This is a genomic window from Zooshikella ganghwensis, from assembly GCF_018263875.1.
Classification (GTDB): Bacteria; Pseudomonadota; Gammaproteobacteria; order Pseudomonadales; family Zooshikellaceae; genus Zooshikella; species Zooshikella ganghwensis.
Map to the genome: position 1 here is coordinate 142,974 of NZ_JAEVHG010000012.1, position 22,114 is coordinate 165,087.

A 22,114-nucleotide genomic window follows, 5' to 3' on the forward strand; every position below is an offset into this window, starting at 1 on the left:
ATATTAGCCTTGTTTTTAATAAGGTTAAACTTCAGTAAGTTGATCTCTATGTTCTACCTTATATTTTGTAGACATAAATTCACTTAACGCTTTACAAAGTGTTTCAACAAAATCATTATGTTCAGATTTCATAAAGCATACTCTAATCAATGTGATTTTTTCTGATGCAAGAGCAGGGTCTGAGCTGATAAGATGGCCATCAAGGGTAAGAAGTGCAACATGAATTTTTTTACTTAGCAAAAACTGTTGTAATTGGTTAGAGTAATGACTTGTTTTTATTGTAATAAATTGGCCTGGTGCAAACACAACGATATTTAGGTCAGGCTTAAAGTAGATAAACTGTTTGTTTTGACTAAAAAAATACGTTAATTTTAAGGCGGCATTACGCATTTGGCTTAAGATGAATGCAAATTCTCCATTTTTTATTAGAGGGTAGCACTGAGTTGTGGCCCACAGTGCGACAGCAGCTGCGCCAGAACGACTACACTCTAAACAAAATTTGCCTAGGGCTATTGTACTCGTATCGTAATAGGTGTAAGGGCTATCATGTGTTAAAACACTCATATCACCTGGATTTTTATACAATATGCAACTGCAACCAAGAGGTTGCATACCAAGTTTATGGGGATCAATTGTGATTGAATCTGCCTGTGTAATCGCAGAGAAATTTGACTGTGACTCTTCACTGAGGTTATCTGCTAAAATAAAATACCCACCATAGGCAGCATCAATGTGGACTTTAAAATTATACTGAAGCTTTAGCTGAATAACTTTAGATATAGGCTCTACTTTTCCGAGTCCCGTAGTGCCTGCGGTTAAGACAATAGCACCCACATCATTGAGCTTTAATCTGTCAGCTAACCAAAGCATGTCCCAATTGCCTTCAATATCACAGGGTATATACTCTATGTTTGCACCTATCATTGATCCCAAACGTGCAATATTATAGTGTGAGTGATGAGATATTAATATGCTACTTTTTTGTGTGAGTTGGATAGTGACCCATAATGCTTCAAGGTTTGACAATGACCCTCCTGAGGTTAAGTGACCATGATATTGCTGCTTCCAATTAAACATAGCGGCTATTGCGGAAATAGCACTTAATTCCATAGCAATGCTAGCCCGACCACCTTCGGCACTTTGATTATTTGGATTAAATTGCATAGCGAGTATATACGCTGCTTGTGCAATACTTGAAGGAATCGTATTCATTTGAGCAATATACTGTTTACTGTAAACAGGATCATTATTTAATAGCGCATTAGCACAAGCAACTAATATTTGTTCAAAATTATCAGGTAAAGGAGGTGAAGTGCTTTTGATATATCCAGAATGGTCCAGTATTTTGAATATTTTATCTATGAATGATAAAGCGTCTTGCTTTGACATATTTTCTTCCTTGAATTACTTTGGTGTGTAATAATTAGTTTATTACTCTTTAGTTATATCTATTTTTGAATTGTTATAATATAAGCTTCATGTACGAAGCTTTTCCTTTACTTTCTAAAACTTGATTAAATACATGATTATTACACCATTTGTAGTCCTGATATCTGTATGTGCCTACGGCTATAAAGCCGAATTTTTTGAGTATGAACTCGGTTACTGGATTTACTGCTAAGCTAGTTATAAATTTATATCCTTTAACTCTTGCTAATAATATTGAACATTTATAAAGCTCTATACATATTTGTATGATAAGTAATGGGTGACAGTTTAATGAGACTCCAATGATGAATAAAATAAGTTCGTTATTATAGTCAGTTGTTTTTGAACCATATTTTTCTTCCATAAAGCTTAGGAAATCACTGATAGGCTTGAGTGATGAAGGAATGGTGTCAAATAGCGATGCTTTATTCATTCCATCAATATTTAAAAGAGCACCTAGAAATGTATTGCTCTCATCGACTGCTATAAATGAATTGTTTTGGTAGCCACATTTAGTACATATCGGATTAATAAAAGTATAAAAGCTATCTCTGTTAATATATAATGCTGTTTCCATCACACCTTTTGATGTAAAGTTTTCTGATAAAAGTTTACTTGTTTTGTATATATAATCTTGTGTGTAAGGCGCTATTATTGGTTGGTTTGATTTTATAATGTGTTTCACTATCACTTTCCTTGGAGAAAAACTGACAGTTAATGATGGTGTTAGTAACGATCAAATTAGATTACAGCCTTCACGAGTCATTGTTATGATTACTGTTCATGGCGTTTTTACCCTCACGGGCTAGACTGGTCCTATTAAATACACTTGGTTTTGAGTATATATAGGTTGTATAGGTGTCTTTATTATATAAAGTATAGAGCTAATCTGGATTAGTACCTTAATTTGTTCCTATTCTATATTATTTCCTTAAAATGACCTTGCTTGCTGTTAAGCGGATCGAATTAGTACACTGATTTTCTCTGCTGTGAGAGAAGAGCGTTTAAATAGGAAAGTCTAACTCTTAACAGCAAACAATATTGAATATGGTTTACAGTTAATGTTATAAGCTGATCTTCAAAAGTGTTTGATACCGATTCTGTATTTAAAAAAAATATCAATTAATGTAAGTAACTTTGAACTGGTTGATGTTGACATTACTGTTACGAACACAGGAGAAAAAGAAGTTAAGGGTTACATCCTATCATCGACTATGTTTAAAAATGAACGCTTTGATCACAGTTGGAATACTATTTTGTCACCCAATGGCGGAAAATCTATACCCAATACGAATGGTTTTTAGGTGCGGCCATCGAGTGACGAAGTCCCCTGAGCCTATATTAATAGGTGATTGGGGTGAGGAGTGAAGATGACAAAACCTAGAGATCATTCGTGAAGGGTATAGCTTTGGTTTTATAGGTAAAAAAGAGGGACGATCGTGCTTCCCAACCTTCATCCTTAACGGTGTAAAGTGTGACCAGTAATTACATGCAGCAAACTCTCTTGTCTCTGGGGGATTTGCTGCATGTGTCGCTTATATCAAAATAATGATGTGGACAAACAGAGTAGTTTCCTATTATGCTCGGTAACATAGCTGCTTTATTGTAAAAAAAAGCAAAATATACCCATAGCGAAGGTTATATCTATTACTGATTAACACTTGCGCCTTAGCAAGACAACGTTATTACAATTTACTGTTGTGCATAATTAAATCACTCCTTTAATAGTTTTAATAACTCGGGATTGGTAAGTTATTAAATAATTAAGTTCATTAACGTTACAAAAAAAATGATACTCATAGCTGAGAACTAACGTCAGTTTAATTATGACCTTAACAACATACTTTAAGATCATCGATTCACATCCTTGTTATTAAAACGCTCACCCATCTTAATTTGTCGACTTGTTACTCGAATGAAAGTGCTAACTTAGGTAGCGTGTTATATACGTCATCTCTGTTATCACTCATTTTTTGTTTGATTTATGTATGATTCATTAAAATTTACATCCCTTTTAAAGATAAAGAGTTACGAGAAAATTCACCTGAGTAATTGCCCTAATAATAGATAGAGGCTTCAGAGAGATTGATATACGTAGTGTGATATACATATCTAATGAAATGTGACCAGCAAGTTTTTTATTAATATGGACTAGTTGAATTCACCTCTAGTATCAGCCAGGAAATAAAGAATTGATTAGTCTGATATAAAATGATTTTTGTGAGGAAATAAAGAATGAATTTAGTAACTAGTCAACACTGTCGAAACGGTGTTTGCAGTGTACTACACTATTTGTGCTTACTTGTTAGTTTAATGTTTATCCATATAGTAAATGCATCATCTATAGCTAGTCCAATCTCACAAAATAAAGCAGCATGGGCTTCATCTAAGGAAAGCGATCTGTATGCGCCACGTTTTGCTGTTGATGGAGACAAGATGACGCGTTGGTCTAGTGAGTTTTCAGATAATCAATGGCTAGTGGTGGATCTACAGCAATCTCAGACGGTTGCTCGTATCCAACTGTTATGGGAAGAAGCCTATGCCTCGCACTATAAGATTCAAATGTCGGATGATCACTGGCAGTGGCAAACCGTTTTCGAGCAAAAAAATGGTCAAGGCGGAAAAGAAGAAATAAATGTCAGTGGCAAAGGACGATATCTCAGGTTAATGGCTGACAAGCGTGCAACAGAATGGGGTATATCGATTAAGGAGTTTGCTGCATTTTCTGCGTCAGATCAACCTGCTACACGAATCATCCCAGGTAAAATTGAAGTTGAACAGTTTGATCAGTTCTATGATACGACGCCTGATAATATTGGAGGAGAGTTGAAGGAAAAAGGTGTTGATATTGAAAAAACGACTGATGAAGGTAACGGATATAATGTGGGATGGATTGAGTCTGGTGAGTGGCTCGAATATCCAGTAACAGTTAAAAAGAAAGGAAAATACAAAGCAAGCGTTCGAGTAGCTTCGGCTATTGGAGGAGGCCGTTTACGTTTACTTGTTGATGGTCAAGATGTGACAGGTTCGTTGTCATTTGATGCAACGGGGGATTGGCAAAAGTGGATAACCATTGAGTCCAAAGTTTTTGACTTATCAAAAGGTAACCATCAATTTAAGCTATTAATGGAAGATCGAGAATTTAATGTTAACTGGTTAGAAATAACAGAAGTAGGCTCTGATCCAAATCCAAATCCAAATCCAAATCCAAATCCAAATCCAAATCCAAATCCAAATCCAAATCCAAATCCAAATCCAAATCCAAATCCAAATCCAAATCCAAATCCAAATCCAAATCCAAATCCAAATCCAAATCCAAATCCAAATCCAAATCCAGGTAATACGCCTGTCGCTGTGCATGGCCAGCTAACAGTATCTGGAGGACAATTAAGAGACCAGCATCAACAACCCGTTCAATTAAAAGGTATGAGTTCTCACGGACTGCAGTGGTTTGGTCAATACATGAATAAGTCAACCATTAAATGGTTACGTGATGATTGGCATATTAATGTCATCCGCGCGGCCATGTATACAGATCCTGGTGGGGATGGTTACATAAAAAACCGGCAACTGAAACATAAAGTTTTAGAGGTGATAGATGCTGCTGTTGAACTGGGATTGTATGTCATTGTTGATTGGCACATTCTGCATGATCGTAATCCTCAACAATATAAAAATGAAGCCAAGGAATTTTTTAGTGAAATTGCAACCACGGTAAAGAATAAATATGGAAAAATACCCAATGTGTTGTATGAAATTGCAAACGAACCAAATGGTAATGATGTCACTTGGAACAAAGATATTAAACCTTACGCTGAAGAAGTCATTCCTGTGGTTCGTCAAGTTGATCCAGATGCTATCATCTTGGTTGGTACCGATACATGGAGCCAAGGCGTTGATAATGCCGCAAATAACCCACTAACACATAGCAACGTTATGTATAGCCTGCATTTTTACTCGGGAACGCATAAAGAAGGTTTACGGGAAAAGGCCAGACAGGCAATGTCAAAAGGTATTGCGCTTTTTGTAACTGAGTGGGGAACAAGTGCAGCAGATGGCAATGGCGGTGTCTTCTTAGAAGAAGCGCAACGGTGGATTGACTTTCTAAATCAAAACAATATTAGTTGGGTTAACTGGTCTCTATGCGATAAGCAAGAGTCTTCAGCAGCTTTAAAACCTGGCGCAAGTGGTCAAGGTGGTTGGGATATTAATCAACTTTCTGAGTCAGGTCGATTCATACGTGAAAAAATAAGGCAATAATTTATTTGTTGGGACAGGGAATTTGTCCCTATGTAATAGTGACTCTATTCAGAAGACAATATCAAAACGGAAGAATAATTATCAGTTAATTTTAATATATTAAGGGTTTTTAGATGAATAGGTTACATCAGCACGCTTTTTTGGGTGTCATGTTCATGGCGCCTAGTGTAGTGCTTGGCAGTACCAATTTTATTGGTTTGTATAAAATCATTAATAAGCACTCAGGTAAAGCGTTAGAAGTTACAGCATTAAGTGAAGCAGATGGCGCAAATATACAACAGTGGCAGTTTGTGAAAGGTGCTAATCAGTATTGGCGAATTAAACAGGTTGGTAATGACCAATACATATTAATTAATCAATTAAGCAAAAAAGTACTGGATGTGACATCAGCTAAAAAAAATGATGGGAATAATATTCAACAGTGGTCTGATAATGGAACAGGAGCACAACGTTTTTTATTAACTGAGCTTAAAGATGGAAGTTACAAAATTACCAGTAAACTGACCGGTAAAGTGCTGGATGTGCAGGACTGGGCAACCAATGATGGTGGTAATATCTCCCAATGGTCATGGCATGGCGGCGATAATCAGCGTTGGGACATTATTCCTCAGCACGCATTAACTGAGCCAATGAAAGGGACGTATAAAATTGTCTCCAAAATCAGCAATAAAGTGATTGATGTCGCTGAGCGTTCGAAACGAGGTGCCGCGAATGTACAGCAGTGGCAGTATGGAAGTAGTGATAATCAGCATTGGCAGCTGCTCTATCAAGGTAGTGGTTACTATAAAATTAAAGCACAGCACAGTGGTTTAATGTTAGATGTGGCTAATGCGGGTACTAATAACGGTGTCAATATTCAGCAGTGGCATGAAAATGGTAATGATGCCCAACTGTTTTCACTTATAAAGCATTCCTCCTCTCAGTATTTTTTAGTTCGCAATAAATTAAGTGGCAAAGTGCTTGATGTTACTGACTGGGCTACATATGACGGAGCCAATATTCAGCAGTGGCAGACTTCAGCACAAGATAATCAATTGTGGAAATTTGAATTAGTCAGTAATGATGATAAACCCACACCACCTGATCAATGTAAAAAACTAGTTTGGCACGATGAATTTAATTATCAAGGTAAACCTGACCCGAGCAAATGGGGGTATGATACCGGTGGTAGTGGTTGGGGAAATAATGAGTTACAACACTATACGGATCGTTTAGAGAATGCCCGAGTCAATGGCAGTCGTTTAATTATTGAAGCTAAAAAAGAAAATTTCCATGGTAATAAATATACTTCTGCACGATTAGTGACTCGCGGTAAAGGTGATTGGACATACGGTCGGATTGAAGTTAAAGCTAAATTACCTGCAGGTAGAGGTACATGGCCTGCTATTTGGATGCTCCCAACAGACTGGAAACATGGGGGATGGCCAAACAGTGGTGAAATAGACATTATGGAATATGTAGGGTATGAGCCTAATGTCGTACATGGTGCGATACATACTGAGTTACGTAATCATATGCGTGGCAACAATTTTATGGTTCATGCCAAACATGATCAGGTAGAAGAGGCTGAACAGGTATATGCCATAGAGTGGAATAAAAATAAAATTGACTTCTTTATTAATAATCATAAATACGGCACATATCAAAATAATGGAAAAGGAGTAGGTTACTGGCCATTCAATGAGCGTTTCCACCTTATTTTAAACATTGCATTTGGTGGTAACTGGGGCGGGGCTAAAGGTATTGATGACAGTATTTTTAATCGGCCGGTTACGATGGAAGTCGATTATGTTCGGGTTTACCAATTAAAGGGTAACTGTCAATAGTTTCTTCCGAGCTTATAGTAAACGATTTTGTTATGGAATAAGCATTATGAAGTATAAAACGTTAGTGTGGAGTGCTGGATTATTGGCAGCCATAGGGCCCGTTAGTGTCGCTGCCAGTAACTTTAATTATGCAGAAGTACTACAAAAGTCGATTTATTTTTACGAAGCGCAGCGATCAGGAAAATTACCAGAAAATAACCGCGTCAGCTGGCGCGGTGATTCCGCTTTAGATGATGGTAAAGATGTCGGGCATGATTTAACCGGTGGTTGGTATGATGCTGGTGACCATGTCAAATTTGGCTTTCCTATGGCGGCTACAACAACCATGTTGGCATGGGGTGTTATTGAAAACCGTGAAGCCTATGAAAAGTCGGGTCAGCTCAAAGCTATGCTGGAGTCTATTAAATGGGCGACAGACTATTTTATTAAAGCGCACACCGCGCCTAATGAATTATGGGGGCAAGTAGGTGGTGGTCATATAGATCATGCCTGGTGGGGATCGGCTGAAGTCATGCAGATGGAGCGTCCTGCTTATAAAATCGATGCGCAATGTCCAGGCGCTGATTTAGCAGGGGAAACTGCCGCTGCATTGGCGGCTGCATCGATGGTGTTTAAAGATACTGATAGTGAATATGCGAATACGTTATTAACGCATGCTAAACAATTATACGCGTTTGCGGATAAGTATCCTGGAAAATACAGCGATTGTATTACTGATGCCAAAACATTTTACAACTCTTGGAGTGGTTATAAAGATGAGCTTGTCTGGTCAGCCGCGTGGTTGTATCGAGCTACAAATGAAGCAGGCTATTTAGCTGCAGCAAAAAAAGCGTATAAAAATTTAGCAACTCAATCGGGATCAGATCAGCGTTCATACAAGTGGACTCATGCCTGGGATGATAAATCCTACGGTAGTTATGTCTTGATGTCTCAGTTAACAAATGAAGACGAATATAAGAAAGATGCAGAACGCTGGCTGGATTATTGGACAAAAGGCATCAATGGTGAAAAGGTGACTTATACACCAGGCGGTTTAGCTTATTTAGATCAGTGGGGCGCGAACCGGTATGCTGCGAATACGTCTTTTATCGCATTAATTTATTCCGATTTCTTAAAAAAACAGGCTGATTTTAATAAAGGTGAAAATGGAGATAAAGCCAAGCGTTATTATGATTTTGCTGTAAGCCAAATTGAGTATATGTTGGGTAAAAACCCGATCAATCGTAGTTTTGTTGTTGGCTTTGGTGAAAGTCCACCAATCGCCCCTCACCATCGCACATCACACGGTAGCTGGGCAAACAGTATTAATACACCAGAAAAAAGTCGTCATATACTGTATGGTGCTTTGGTGGGTGGCCCGGATCAGAGTGATCAGTTTAAAGATGACCGCTCGGATTATCGACTTAATGAAGTTGCGACAGATTATAATGCGGGATTTACTGGTGCTGTTGCTAGGCTTTACCAAGATTTTGGTGGTACAGCCTTAAAAGACTTTCCGCCAAAAGTTGAACCCGATAATGAGTTTTTTATTACTGCAAAAATAAATGCAAAAGGAAACAATTTTATTGAAATTAGTGCCGTTTTGCATAATCAAAGTGCATTTCCTGCCCGGATGGGCAAAGCGCTTAGTTTCCGTTATTTTGTCGATTTATCTGAAGTTTTAGCGGCTGGACTCAGTGCAAACGATGTAAAAGTAACTACAGCCTATAACCAAAGTTCCGGTGTATCGGTATTACAACCAGTACAAGGTTCTAAAAATTTATTTTATGTCGATGTTGATTTTAAGGGAGTGGATATTTATCCTGGCGGTCAATCGGAGCATCGTAAAGAAGTACAGTTTAGGCTATCGTTAAATAATACGAATAATAAAACTATTTGGAACAGCGATAATGACCCGTCTTTTAAAGGGTTATCTGGAGAGCATAAGATAACACCTTGGATACCTGTTTATGATGAAGCAAAAGTCATTTCAGGTAAGCCGCCTATCAGTGATTGTGGTGATGGTAAAAACTGTGTACCCCAAGCAGAGAATGTTGCTGTAAAAGGAAACAAAAATAAAGCGCTAGCTATTCATTTAAAAGGGTATGACCAGGATGGAAAAATTACTGCTTACAAGGTAGCTGAACAACCCAAACATGGATCTCTTTCTGGGGATGCGGATAAATTAACATACCAGCCCAAAAAGGATTTCACTGGCCAAGATGAATTTACCTATACTGTTGTGGATGACAGAGGGGCAATCTCAAAACCTGCAAAAGTAGCTATAACTATAAATGCTGCTGATAAACCAAACCCACCAAAACCTCCTGTGCCTCCAAAGCCACCGGTACCACCTAAACCAGGTGATGGCGATTTAACCTGCCAATTACAAACGAATACATGGCCTGGCGGCTATGTCTTACAAGCAGAGATTAAGAATAAATCAGCCAAATCGAGTGATCAGTGGCAAGCTGTGATTACTCTAAATCAGCCTGCAGAGATAGTGAATAGTTGGAATGCAGAATTAAAGGTCAATGGTAATCACGTTATTGCTACCCCTAAACAATATAATACCGCTATACATACAGGATCTGCTGTACAGTTTGGCTGGCAAGGAAAATTAAAAGGCGAATTGGATAAGCCAACGTGTAAAATAAAGGGCGCGCCAGGTGGCGATGATAACCCAAAACCCCCTGAGCCTCCAACACCTGATGATGATTTGCCACCACCTCCGCCACCACCGGGACCCAATGATGGTGACGATTTACCGCCGCCTCCACCACCACCGGGCGATGGTGATAACCCAAAACCACCAGGTGACGGTGATAAACCTAATCCACCTACACCACCCACGCCACCGGGAGATGGTGATAAGCCTGATCCTTCTGGTCCTACTGAGCCCAATGATGATTGGTTGCATGTAGAAGGTAATCAAATTGTTGACCAATATGGTAAACCGGTTTGGCTGACAGGGACGAATTGGTTTGGATTTAATACTGGTACGAATGCGTTTGACGGTTTGTGGAGTGCCAATTTAGAGGGCGCGATTAAAGCAATGGCCGAGCGTGGCATTAATATTTTGCGTATTCCAATCTCAACGGAGCTGGTTCATCAATGGCAACAGGGTACTTTTCCTAAACCCAATATTAATGAGCATGAAAATCCAGAGCTCGTCGGTAAAAATAGCTTAGAGATTTTTGATCATACTTTGACGCTGTGCAAAAAATACGGCATGAAAATCATGATTGATATTCACAGTGCTAAAACAGATGCAATGGGTCATTTAAAACCATTGTGGTATGACGGAAATATCACTGAAGAAATATTTTACGATACCTGGGTTTGGTTAGCCGATCGTTATAAGAATGATGATACGATTTTAGCGTTTGATCTTGAAAATGAGCCTCATGGAAAAGCGTATCAAGAAGCTGACTCGGCCATATGGGATGATAGCAACCATAAAAACAACTGGCGACGGGTTGCGGAAGAGTCTGCAAAACGTATTTTAGCCGTACACCCAAATATTTTAGTGTTGGTGGAAGGGATTGAGTCTTTTCCTAAAGAAGGCAAAGATTATCAGTCAAAAAATGCTAAAGACTACCATATGAATTGGTGGGGAGGTAATTTACGTGGCGTTAAAAACCTCCCGATAAAACTGGGAGAGCATCAGGATCAATTGGTGTACTCACCGCATGATTATGGTCCAGCAGTACATAAACAACCTTGGTTTTATGATGGGTTTAATAAAGACACCTTATATAAAGACGTTTGGCGTGATAACTGGATGTATATTATGGAAGATAATATTGCACCGCTATTAATTGGAGAATGGGGCGGCTTTATGGATGGAGCTGATAATGAAAAATGGTTAACTGCGATCCGTAACTTTATTGTAGAACATAAAATACATCATACCTTTTGGTGCTTTAATGCAAACTCCGGTGATACAGGTGGCTTAGTTTTGCATGACTTTAAAACCTGGGATGAAAAAAAGTATAAATTGCTAAAACCTGCGCTATGGCAAAACAAACAAGGTAAGTTTATTGGTCTTGATCATAAACGTCCTCTGGGTTCAGCTAAAACAGGCGAGAGTGTAAGTACTTTTTATAAACAGTATTAACTTGAGAAACTATTAAAAACGTTTTTGGGGCTTTTACTGTATAAAAAAACGAGCCCCAAAGCGTTTCCAGTTAGTTTTCAATATATTTTTGTGTCTTTGATTAAAAAATAAAACTATCTTTGGTACTTGTCTGACAGGCATGCTTTATACCCAGTACAAAGGGTATATAAGTGAAATAAACTTAGGCTTATAACCAGGTGTTAAAGGTTTTGTTAGATTATTGATCATGACGAGGATGTAAGAAACGATGAAACCTCTAAGGGAAGCAACCCCGAAACGAATACTTTCTTTATTCATCAGCTGTAGTGTACTGGTGCTAGGTAGTGCTTCAGCAAAACCGGTACTTGAGCCGGCTACAGGTAAGTGGAAGGTAACAAATAGCTATTCAGGTGCAACTAAGCCTAAAGGCCAGCGTTATATTGCGGAGACATTAAAAAAGCCTGTTCCTAGTAATCGTTGGTGGTCTTCTATGATGTGGGACTTTCAGCAGAAGCAACCTTTCTCTGAACGTATGTACCCACATCCTTTAGCCATTGCTGCAGAGAGTGATGGGTTAGGGGTCAGCTACCCTACACAATCTACCGTCGCTAATAAAGGAAAACACTATGAGTATTTGTATTACAAAGGAGAGGGCTGGGACAAGCGTGATCTATTAATCAGTGTTTCAGGTTTACAAGCGCAGGAAACAAAAATCAATGACTTTTCTGATTGGTCGGTTTCTGGGGTGTGGCAGCAAGGAAGTAAACAGTTAATTACTACCACGGGTCATGGTATGCCGTATATTTATGCGCAAGCAAAAGGAGGTGACGGGCGGATTGTACTGAATGATTATGATAAAAACTTAAAAGTTTGGTACCAGCAAGGCGATAAAATTGGTTTAACGATCAATGGTCACCACTATGGACTTTTTGCACCAAATGGCAGTCAGTGGCAGCTGCAAGGTAAAGAGGCGATGGTGTCTCTGGCAGGTACTCATGGCTATTTTTCGGTAGCGGTTTTGCCAGAAGGTAATGAAGCGACACTGAATCAGTATGCTCAATATGCTTTTAATGTGGTGAAAGATACTCAGGTTAGCTGGAAATACGACGAGAAAAACGGAAAACTACAGGCAACTTATCGATTTATCACTGAAGCCATAGAAAATCGAAGTGCTGAAAATCATACGATTATGGCGTTATATCCTCATCAGTGGAAAGTTAGTAATAATGAGTTTTTGTCTGGTACTTATATTTCTCCTCGTGGGGCTATGAAGACCCTGGTGGGCAGTGAGTTTACGACTACGGCACCGTTTCATGGTGTTCTACCGGGTTTACCCTTAGCAAAAGACATTGATAAACAACGGTTGTCAAATTATGTGCAGACAGCGGTAGATAAAATTAAGCAATCTGGTTTTCGTCCTGACACGTATTTTGGCGGTAAAGATATGGGTAAGTTAGCCCATTTATTACCCATCACTGAGCAGCTAAATAATACTTCACTACGGAAAGAAATTATTGCAATGCTCAAAACGCAGTTACAGCATTGGTTTGATGCAAAGGATAATAAGCCACCGCTTTTCCACTACCATCAGGATTGGCATACACTTGTTGGATACCCTGCCAGTTTTGGTTCAGATAAAGAATTAAACGATCACCATTTCCACTGGGGTTACTTTATCCAAACCGCAGCAGCGGTTGCGCGTTATGATCAAAACTGGGCAAAAGATCAGGAGTGGGGTGGCTTAATCAAAATGTTAATTCGCGATGCGGCTAACCCTGATAGGACTGATCCTCTTTATCCCTTTATGCGTAATTTTGATCCCTATGCTGGACATAGCTGGGCCTCAGGTCATGGAAATTTTGCTCATGGTAATAACCAAGAGTCTTCTTCTGAAGACATGAACTTTGCAACGGGTCTTATTTTATGGGGAGAGCAAACGCATAATAAAGTCATTCGAGATTTAGGCATTTATATTTACACAACAGAAAGAGAAGCTATTCACCAATACTGGTTTGATGTTGATAAGAAAAACTTTCCTGATAAATATGAGCCAGATATAGCTGCGATTGTTTGGGGGGCAGGAAGTGTTTATGCTACCTGGTGGACTGCAGAGCCTGAGTCTATTCATGGTATCAATTTCTTACCTTTTCATGGTGGCTCATTGTACTTAGGGCATTATCCTGAGGCATTGGAACGAAACTATCAGACACTGTTACGTTTTAATGGTGGAGAAGAGGGTAATGGCGGTGGCCCTAATGATTGGGAGGATATTATTTGGTTAGCTCAAGCTTTTCGTGATGCAGAAGGGTTTTTAGCGAAATTTAATGCTAAAGCAGACAGCTATAAGGTCGAAAGTGGAGAGACGAAAGCCCATACTTATCACTGGCTATCCAGCTTAAGAAGCTTAGGTCAGGTTGATACAAATGTTGTCAGTAACTGGTCAACAACTGCTGTATTTCAGCAGGCCGGAAATCGTAGTTATGTGGCTTATAATGCCTCATGTAAAGAAAAACAAGTTGCTTTTAGTGATGGAACCGCTTTTTCAGTAAAGCCCAAACATATGGCGACGTTTTATAATAATGAAATACAACAGCAAACAGTAATGGGCATCTGTGGTAGTCAAGATGATCCTGGTGATACACCAGATACACCAGATACACCAGATACACCAGATACACCAGATACACCAGATACACCAGATACACCAGATACACCAGATACACCAGATACACCAGATACACCAGATACACCAGATGATCCGTCTATCCCTCCGACTAATAAGCCCTATGGTATTCACTTAGTGAGTCAATCTGAAGCACGTTTTTATGTAAAAGAAGCTAAATGGGTCGATGTTCATTATCAAATTAATCAACAGCCACAACAAAATGTACGAATGAAGCAAGATCCGCAAGGACAATGGGCTTTATCAATTAATAATTTAAAAGTGGGTGATGTGGTTCGCTACTTTTTTACGATTGCTAACCCTCTTGCAAAAGACACTTCTTGGGAACACATAACGATTAGTCGACATAATTCTGATAATAATGACGGTATTATCGTCATCGATTAATTTTTTTCTCAGCTTGGTTATACTCATTTGGTAATGAAGTAATCAGGCTGAGGGTTTTCTCTGTCAAGCAGTCTGAGATTAAAGTGCTATGAAGCTAACAGTGAAGTTGAGTTTATTTATTTCGATGGTACATACCGCTAATCTAGTCGCTAATCCGCAAAATCAACAGGTTCCACCGGTTATTTATGATGGTTGCTCGGCTTATGATATTGCCCAGTCAGCACCAAAATTAAAACAACCTTCTATCAAACCATTTCGTCATCAATACAGCCAAATTTTGAGTCATTGGTTTAAACCTTTTCATATGGTTCATGATGTTGTTGCCAATCAGAATAAACCGGCAACAATAACTGCCAAGTTTGACTATGATCGGGTATGGCATAAGGATTTAGAAGATGAGCATATTCATGCTTACTTATTTGGCACAGGTATGCAGCAATGGACGTATTTAGGCCAGTACACCACAGATACTGATGGCAAAATTGACGTAAAGGTACCAGGTCAGAAGGCAGGAGATTATATCGTCCGCATGGTTGTAGAGGGCGATGGTACCACCGTTGATGGTTTCCTCAATGTACGTCAACCCAAACATGAAGCAATTGTATTTGACTTAGATGGGACACTAACCATTTCTGATGCCGAGCAAGTAGGCGACTACATTGGTATTAAAACCGCTACACCATTTTATTATGCTAAAGAGACACTGCAAGTATACCGCGAAAAAGGCTATCAGCTAATTTTTTTAACGGCACGCCCATATTGGTTGGCTAAAGATAGTAGAGACTGGTTGAGGAATATCATGGCTCAGTCTGACTGGCATTTACATACCAACGAAAATGGTGAGTTAAGTAATGCTGGAAAGGGCCATAGAGAATTTAAAGCCAATTATCTTAAGTCGTTGCAGGATGAAAAAGGCATAAAAATTGTGCGTGCTTATGGTAATGCTCAAACCGATATCCAAGCGTACGCAGATGCAGGCATTTCAAAACAACAGACCTATATTTTAGGTAAATATGCGGGTGATGATAATACACAAACTGTAGGTGATGATTATACGCATCACTTTACAACTGTGGTGACAGCAACCCAAGAGGCTAAGTGCAAGCAAAAGTAACCAAAGCTAATTATGGTACTCCTGGGGAAAAGAAATATTGTAGTTGCGAATGGTTATCATTTGGTTTAATCTGCTGTGGCGTAAGGAAGACTATTCCCTTAGCTAACAGGTTGAATACAACACATTGCTCAAGAGGTCGTACATTGGGAAATGTAAAGATAAGCCAAAAAGCCATTGACAAGCCATCAGCGGTTAAACCAAAGCGCATACCACCCTGCTTGTTGTCAGTAGTTAACTCAACACGGCTGTCGCCGTTTATGCAGCGCATTACACTTACAGGTGAAGCACTAAAAGACTTTCCTGAAGGTTGTCATGGCGCCCATATAAAGCTATTTTTTCCACAGTCCCATCAGCAACAGCCGATACTTCCTACTATTGGACCTACAGGTGTTGTATGGCCTGCAAAAGAAAACAAGCCAGTAACTCGTACCTATAGTGTTCGCAACTATGACTCCCAGCTCCAGCAGTTAACAGTTGATTTTGTTTTACATGATGAAAGCAGTCCTGCTTCAGGTTGGGCATTAAATGCTAGGAAAGGTGATAAAATTGGGTTAGCGGGCCCAGGGGGACCAAATCCGTTATTAGCCCCTGCCGACTGGCATATTATAAGTGGTGACATGACCGCACTGCCTGCTATTTCAGCAATACTTGAAATGCTGCCTGAGCAAGCTCAAGGAGATGTATTTATTGAAGTTAATAATCCTAGTGAACGGCAGGAGCTAACGACAGCAGCTAAGGATATTAAGATTCACTGGTTGTATAGTGAAAGTCAGCCTGCAGGTACAACATCACTTCAGTTAGAAGCTATTCAAAAAATAAGCAAGCCAGCTAGTGTAGAATCCATATCAGCTTGGGTTGCTGGTGAAAATACGGCAGTAATTAATATTCGTAATTACTTAAAAGAAAAATATGGTTTGCATAAGAAAAACCTTTATGCTGTACCTTATTGGCGCTATGGCTTTAATGAAGAGGGGTATCATGCTGAGCGGCACAAAGTTATGGATGAGGTATATTAAAAAAACTATACGACAAACGGAGTAAAGCGCTACTTTATTGCTTTAACCACTTAGCCTCAGGTTGCTTAAGTATATTTCTAATCCGAGCTTTTACTGAGGCAGGTTCATCCCGTAAAGCCATTTCAAAAAACGCCTTAACCTCTTGCTGAAAAGTAGGGTGCTGCGTAGCCAGTTCGTAAAAACCATGGTAAGCCCATGCCCTAACAAATTTGTTTCTTTCAGATAAACACTGTCGTAGAAATATTTCCACAGCTTTTACACTGACGTGTTTTATAGGCATATAGGGGATGCATTGTAATATGTGTAACTTTGCTTCCCAAGAGATCAAACTGCAGGTATTTTGATAGATTTCTACAATGTGATTATCACTTAGTTTTAGTGCATTTTCACAGTATTTTTTCAATAACCAGGTTGCCCCTTTTTGCAATTGAGTACTCTTTGTAAGTGTTACTAGCGTTGGTATAAACACTTTGCTGTTTACATACTGATTGTAAATACTAGAGATAGTGTCGGTTGACTTTCCATCCCAGTTATTTAATTTCTGTTCTATGGAGGAAGGCATTAAGCGAAATAACCCTATGATTGATACATTTAGTTTGAATGTTTTTCTAGGGCCTGTTAACAGGCCCTAATAGATAGTTGCTTAAATAATAACTTTTAGAGAAATATAGGGCACAATATTGAAAACTATAATCGCTAGCTTATAGTATGCTAGATATTTAAAGTAAGCTAATAGCAGATTAGTTTCTTTCACACCAAATAGCTTGTTATGAAGTACAGTGATTTGTTCTTTCATCAAACAAATTGAAATAGTAGATAGTATTAATAAACTCACATTGAAAATAGTGCACCAACCAAAAAAGCTTGTCACTAATGCCACTTGTGTTGTATCCATTTGTATTCCATACCGTGTTTTTTATGTAAACCACCCTCAAAAAATATACTTTTTATTTTACACGATATGTTTCTGTCAGACACAGTAAGCAGTCTATGGCTGACAGAACGATAACGCTTATGACTGTATGATTTCTGGCCAACGTTGAATGCTCTTTTTGCGTAACGATGAAGCCAAATCGCGTAATGGCTGTTCGATAGGACCAGGTATATTATGTGGCGTATGGAAAGTAGACATTACGTGTTCATGGACCGTTTGTTCTTGTATATCATGGCACGATTTTTCTAAATCACTTCGCCTGGGCCATTCATTAAACTCCATATTGGGTGATTTTTTCAGGCAATAACGTAATGCTAATTTACACTCATCAAGTGTGCCAACACACTCCCATGGTTTAATGGTTGCTGTGGTTAGCTCGATCATGTACTTGCGAATAGTAGGGATTTTAAATAAATCCTGGCCAAATATGTTAATTAATGTTTGTTGTTCAAAAAAAGGATATAAGGCCATATAAGTGAAGGCACATTTGTGGCAATTATTGCACCATTTATTTTTACCCATACCCATATTGCAGCTGAAAAATGCATCAAAATATTGCGGGAAATGGCTAAACATTTCTCCCAATCGAAAATCAGTAAAGGGTCTAGCAATGCTGAATAATTTTGCTTCTTGTAATACAGAATTTTGTATAAACGTATTAAAAAAATTTTCAAATGTTGATGTTTTACCACTTTGGTGATTGACCTCAACCCCTTTATAAATCAAGTTAGAGTCATCTGCAGAATGTTCTGCTCCTGTGACAAGATACTTGAATCCTGTTAAGTAACTAATTATCAGACTTGCCGCAGTGATAACTTGTAAGTAGGGTTCTGCGCCCCAAGGGTATACCGCATCTGTCTTTGCCTGTTCACTTAAACTAAAGTCAAAGGCATATTTTTCTGGATTGCCTGAACGGTCAATGACTCTTAAGCGGATTGGGTTAGGGTGTGCACTCAGCCAGGCAAAGGGAAGACCAATTCCCTTCAATAATTCAGCAGATACACAGGAATCTTTGCCACCACCATTAAGCATTAATGCTTTCTCTTCAGCGTGAGCAAAGGGGATAGGGTGTAATGCTCGTTTTCCTGAAGACAAAACAGCAACAGGTCGAGATGGGTCAAGGCCTTGCAGGTATCTGAACTCCGCCAGCGCTGCCATCATGCGTTGTTCAAGTAGTGCGCATTCTTGATCATTCAGCTTGGCGCAATCGCAACGAATGGTTGCGAAATCACTCAAGATAAAGTGGCCTGCCGCAAAGGCTAAGCCAAGGTTAACAAATAGGGGATGATGATTTTCTCGATTTAAGTTTGATAATTGATGTATAGGTAAATCAAAGCGAACCCAGCTATTGTAGCGCTGGTTACCCACCCGGTAAGTGAAAATAATGTCAGGAAACTTTAACTCATAGTCTTCAAATATTAACTCTTTATCCCGAGGTAATGGGTCTTTGAAGAAATTACGAACTTTTTTTAAAGGCCTTTTTAAGGCAGATAACCGGGTGGTGGACATCTGCATAAATCCGTTCCTTTTTAAGCAGTGTAATATACCCTTCGTTTTGGGTATAGCAATAGGGTATTGAAAAACCTAACGTTAAACAAGGGGGGCTTTTCGTAAAAATAACCTTTGTAAATCAGTTGTAGGGTATAGCTAAGTGTAGTGTATAAATTAGAGAAATGGCTGGTCACTAAACTTATTTGGTGCTAAGTCACAGCCCTCCTTGGCGGCAACTTATTCAGTAGTGTTAACACGGTGTTGTACATTTTTTCGATGTACGTCCTTCGCTGCTCCAGATCTATCAAGATTTTGTTAGCAAAGGAATGCATACGTCAAATATCCACTTGCCTTCTGGGTGTTCCGATGCATTGTTATAATAACGTTCGTAGCAAGGTTGATCCCCACACTCATAGCCATTTTCGACAAGCCAAGCAAAGGCTTCATCCCATGCTTGCTCAAAGTTGTTACCACTCATTTCAAAGTGACAGACGGCAAAGGTACCCCCTTGAATGGTTTGTGTCGCAACAGGTTCCTCAAGTTTCATTTCAGCGGGAAGGGTAATACATGCATCAACACGACACTTCTCTGGCGGTGTGACTTCAGGATTATCCCAGTAGACACCTAATACTATACCTGTACTAAGAAGCCCTTTAGGAGCAGCCCACTGCATCAGTTCATTAAAAGCAGCTTCACAGGTAGTTTGACCGTAAGGTCCAATTTTTCGAACATAAGCAACACGATATTCAGGCAACGTCTTTATTTCAGCTTTCACTTCGCTTCTCCTGTTTGTAGTCGGTAAATCACTTGGTGAAGGTGGAATAGCATACGTTGCTTTAAGAGATAGTACGTTTTCTGGATTGCTTGGTGTGTTTCCAATCTTGCGCTTATACTTTCGGTACTCAGAAGGGGATACTTTGAAATGTTGTCGAAACGCTTTTGAAAAATTCTGGGAACTGGAGAAGGCATATTGTAATGCGATAGTTGTGATACTGTCATTTGGCTTAGAACGTAGGTGATTAGCGGCTACTTCTAATCGAACTCGGCGAGTGAATTCGGCGATTGTTTCACCAACCACGGCCTTAAAGATTCGGTGAAAGTGAAACATTGAAAACGAAGCTTGTTGAGCAATTTCTTCTAAGGAAAGCTCTCTGTCCAAATTCTGACTGATATAGTTCATGGCAAGACAAACTCGCCTTTTATACTCAAGGGCGGTATGTTGAGTTATCGTTTTGTGTTCCATAGTAATGAGCACTGACTAATTAAGCATTTAGAAGGGTATAAACTATACCCTTATCGAAAGGTATAGTTTATATATGTAGTTCAATGGAGACAAAAAACGAGATGTTTACCTAATAAATGAGTATTTTACGCTGGTTTTTTACAAAGTCTCTGCAAGTTCATTCTTTTTGCGATAGCTTCGATAGTTGGATAGGGTTATTCCGCTGGCATATACTTCGCAAAGACTTCGGCTTCAGTCATGTTTTCAGTTTCATTCGCAAAAGAGTAGTAGTCGGGTTTTTTATCAATAAATATTTGGTGATCAAATGTAAAGCTGGTGGGTTTATCAAAAAATCCAGCAGGAATAATATAGTCTTCAGTATCTTTCAAGTGATAAAAAATGTGAGTACCACAGTGTTTACAAAATCCTCTTTCAGCCCATGCTGAAGAACTAAAAGCAGTTATGTTTTCTTTTCCCTCAAATGTTAGCTGTGAGCCGCATTCTACAGCCAGTAGTGGTCCACCTGACCACTTTCTGCACATACCACAATGGCAGGCACCTACATGTGGTTTTACATTAGTCGCATGAATTTTAACGGCACCACATAAACACGCTCCCTCACAACTATCGGGTGTTGACATCACTTTCTCCTTATACACTTAGTACTATGAAACTGGTATTTATAATGATGAATATATCGAATAATTGTTTAGAAAATATTATATCCAATGATTAATAATTTCAGCAAGTTTTTCTGGTTGTTCAAGAGGGAGCATATGACCTGCTTTTTTAACTTCAAAAAATTGTCGATTCGTGTTTTTTGAGGTAATTGCTCTTAATGTAGAGCGATTCACTAAGTTATCTTCTTCACCTATACAAAATAGAATAGGTACATCAATTATACCCAATTGTTCTGACAAATCGTCACGTAATGTTGTATTACTAAGTTGGTTGATAAGCGTTGTTTTACCAAGGGATAAGTCCATTGCTGTTATTGTTTTAATGATATTTTGGTTATCTTGGTTTTCAGTGTGTAAATAAGTTTTTATTGTTGAAAGAGGAATACCTTGGTAGTCATGTTTATTTAACCAGTTCAGACTCTTTTTTCTGACCTCTATTTCACTTTCAGGAAGTGAGCCAGGTGAGTTGGCTATGATCATGAGCCTTCTCATTCTTTCAGAGTAGTTAGCCGCTAAAGCAGAGGCAATGTACCCCCCTAGGGAAAAGCCAACAAGGTTTACGTTTTCCTTGGGTAGCTTTTCAATGATTGTTTTTAACATATTATTCATATTCTTAGCTTCAGGAATAGGAATATGTATTGGTTGGTAATCATCGTTAAGTAGAGGCCAAACCCGAGACCATAATCGTTGATCGCACATTGTACCTGGTAGAAAAAAAATGGTTTTACTCATGCTCTATTTGTATTCCCTTTATACATCAATTTTAGGGTTAGTCTTAAAATGGTTTGTGGTGGGCATAGATTACTGCGAAGCATTATTCTGTAACAAGTATTTTTATATATTCCTGAACCTTGATAGGCGCATGTTTAAAACCGCTTGTTACAAATGACTCAAATTTAAGGGGTAATGATGTTGAGAATCCGACAGGTAAAAGTACATGTAGTAATATAAATAATTTTGAAAAACGGTATACCCTTCACGAATGATTTCTAGGT

The 22,114-nt window shown here is 38.9% G+C and carries 14 protein-coding genes; 6 read left to right on the forward strand and 8 right to left on the reverse strand.

Translation table 11 applies throughout. The features are described from left to right. Positions 1-24 precede the first annotated feature (24 nt). Positions 25-1,389: a pyridoxal phosphate-dependent decarboxylase family protein gene (locus KHS79_RS16635; protein ID WP_212720430.1), complete on the reverse strand. Its 1,365-nt coding sequence runs from the start codon at positions 1,387-1,389 to the stop codon at positions 25-27. Between the two features lie 73 nt (positions 1,390-1,462). Continuing rightward, positions 1,463-2,113: a hypothetical protein gene (locus KHS79_RS16640; RefSeq protein ID WP_212720431.1), complete on the reverse strand. Its 651-nt coding sequence runs from the start codon at positions 2,111-2,113 to the stop codon at positions 1,463-1,465. Between the two features lie 1,550 nt (positions 2,114-3,663). Here KHS79_RS16640 and KHS79_RS26300 point away from each other — a divergent pair. From KHS79_RS26300 to KHS79_RS16670, 6 genes are all read left to right on the forward strand, one after another. After that, positions 3,664-5,688: a cellulase family glycosylhydrolase gene (locus KHS79_RS26300; RefSeq protein ID WP_212720433.1), complete on the forward strand. Its 2,025-nt coding sequence runs from the start codon at positions 3,664-3,666 to the stop codon at positions 5,686-5,688. A 113-nt stretch (positions 5,689-5,801) separates the two neighbouring features. Continuing rightward, the gene (locus KHS79_RS16650; RefSeq protein WP_212720435.1) at positions 5,802-7,514 is read left to right on the forward strand and encodes an RICIN domain-containing protein; all 1,713 of its coding nucleotides are present in this window, start codon (positions 5,802-5,804) and stop codon (positions 7,512-7,514) included. A gap of 46 nt (positions 7,515-7,560) precedes the next feature. Further along, the gene (locus tag KHS79_RS16655) at positions 7,561-11,613 is read left to right on the forward strand and encodes a glycoside hydrolase family 9 protein (RefSeq protein WP_212720437.1); all 4,053 of its coding nucleotides are present in this window, start codon (positions 7,561-7,563) and stop codon (positions 11,611-11,613) included. A 247-nt stretch (positions 11,614-11,860) separates the two neighbouring features. Beyond that, entirely contained in the window at positions 11,861-14,662 is a 2,802-nt protein-coding gene (locus KHS79_RS16660) for a glycosyl hydrolase (RefSeq protein ID WP_212720439.1), read from the forward strand. Between the two features lie 88 nt (positions 14,663-14,750). Next, entirely contained in the window at positions 14,751-15,776 is a 1,026-nt protein-coding gene (locus tag KHS79_RS16665; RefSeq protein ID WP_212720441.1) for a lipin/Ned1/Smp2 family protein, read from the forward strand. Further along, positions 15,761-16,792, forward strand: a complete 1,032-nt coding sequence (locus tag KHS79_RS16670) for a siderophore-interacting protein (protein ID WP_325167635.1) — start codon at positions 15,761-15,763, stop codon at positions 16,790-16,792. The genes KHS79_RS16665 and KHS79_RS16670 overlap by 16 nt, the downstream gene beginning before the upstream one ends. A 34-nt stretch (positions 16,793-16,826) precedes the next feature. On the opposite strand, the gene KHS79_RS16675 is transcribed toward KHS79_RS16670, so the two are convergent. From KHS79_RS16675 to KHS79_RS16700, 6 genes are all read right to left on the reverse strand, one after another. Then, complete coding sequence (locus KHS79_RS16675) at positions 16,827-17,354, reverse strand: hypothetical protein (protein WP_212720442.1); 528 nt, start codon at positions 17,352-17,354, stop codon at positions 16,827-16,829. An 81-nt stretch (positions 17,355-17,435) separates the two neighbouring features. Beyond that, positions 17,436-17,687 carry a DUF6868 family protein gene (locus KHS79_RS16680; protein ID WP_038291651.1) on the reverse strand — a complete coding sequence of 84 codons (252 nt, stop codon included), beginning with the start codon at positions 17,685-17,687 and terminating at the stop codon, positions 17,436-17,438. A gap of 117 nt (positions 17,688-17,804) precedes the next feature. Then, a complete protein-coding gene (locus KHS79_RS16685; protein WP_212720443.1) occupies positions 17,805-19,241 on the reverse strand; it encodes a hypothetical protein in 1,437 nt (478 codons plus the stop codon). 280 nt (positions 19,242-19,521) lie between these two features. Then, on the reverse strand, positions 19,522-20,460 hold the full coding sequence (locus KHS79_RS16690; protein WP_212720444.1) for an AraC family transcriptional regulator: 939 nt from the start codon (positions 20,458-20,460) through the stop codon (positions 19,522-19,524). A 194-nt stretch (positions 20,461-20,654) separates the two neighbouring features. Continuing rightward, positions 20,655-21,080: a GFA family protein gene (locus KHS79_RS16695; RefSeq protein ID WP_212720445.1), complete on the reverse strand. Its 426-nt coding sequence runs from the start codon at positions 21,078-21,080 to the stop codon at positions 20,655-20,657. A gap of 78 nt (positions 21,081-21,158) precedes the next feature. Next, entirely contained in the window at positions 21,159-21,851 is a 693-nt protein-coding gene (locus KHS79_RS16700) for an alpha/beta fold hydrolase (RefSeq protein ID WP_212720446.1), read from the reverse strand. Positions 21,852-22,114: the final 263 nt, after the last annotated feature.

What these genes read in the sequence shown, in the direction of transcription:
- KHS79_RS16635 (WP_212720430.1), bottom strand. Translation starts at nt 1,389, where the DNA reads ATGTCAAAGCAAGACGCTTTATCATTCATAGATAAAATATTCAAAATA.
- KHS79_RS16700 (WP_212720446.1), bottom strand. Translation starts at nt 21,851, where the DNA reads ATGAGTAAAACCATTTTTTTTCTACCAGGTACAATGTGCGATCAACGA.
- KHS79_RS26300 (WP_212720433.1), top strand. Translation starts at nt 3,664, where the DNA reads ATGAATTTAGTAACTAGTCAACACTGTCGAAACGGTGTTTGCAGTGTA.
- KHS79_RS16695 (WP_212720445.1), bottom strand. Translation starts at nt 21,080, where the DNA reads ATGTCAACACCCGATAGTTGTGAGGGAGCGTGTTTATGTGGTGCCGTT.
- KHS79_RS16650 (WP_212720435.1), top strand. Translation starts at nt 5,802, where the DNA reads ATGAATAGGTTACATCAGCACGCTTTTTTGGGTGTCATGTTCATGGCG.
- KHS79_RS16675 (WP_212720442.1), bottom strand. Translation starts at nt 17,354, where the DNA reads ATGCCTTCCTCCATAGAACAGAAATTAAATAACTGGGATGGAAAGTCA.
- KHS79_RS16690 (WP_212720444.1), bottom strand. Translation starts at nt 20,460, where the DNA reads ATGGAACACAAAACGATAACTCAACATACCGCCCTTGAGTATAAAAGG.
- KHS79_RS16685 (WP_212720443.1), bottom strand. Translation starts at nt 19,241, where the DNA reads ATGCAGATGTCCACCACCCGGTTATCTGCCTTAAAAAGGCCTTTAAAA.
- KHS79_RS16655 (WP_212720437.1), top strand. Translation starts at nt 7,561, where the DNA reads ATGAAGTATAAAACGTTAGTGTGGAGTGCTGGATTATTGGCAGCCATA.
- KHS79_RS16680 (WP_038291651.1), bottom strand. Translation starts at nt 17,687, where the DNA reads ATGGATACAACACAAGTGGCATTAGTGACAAGCTTTTTTGGTTGGTGC.
- KHS79_RS16660 (WP_212720439.1), top strand. Translation starts at nt 11,861, where the DNA reads ATGAAACCTCTAAGGGAAGCAACCCCGAAACGAATACTTTCTTTATTC.
- KHS79_RS16665 (WP_212720441.1), top strand. Translation starts at nt 14,751, where the DNA reads ATGAAGCTAACAGTGAAGTTGAGTTTATTTATTTCGATGGTACATACC.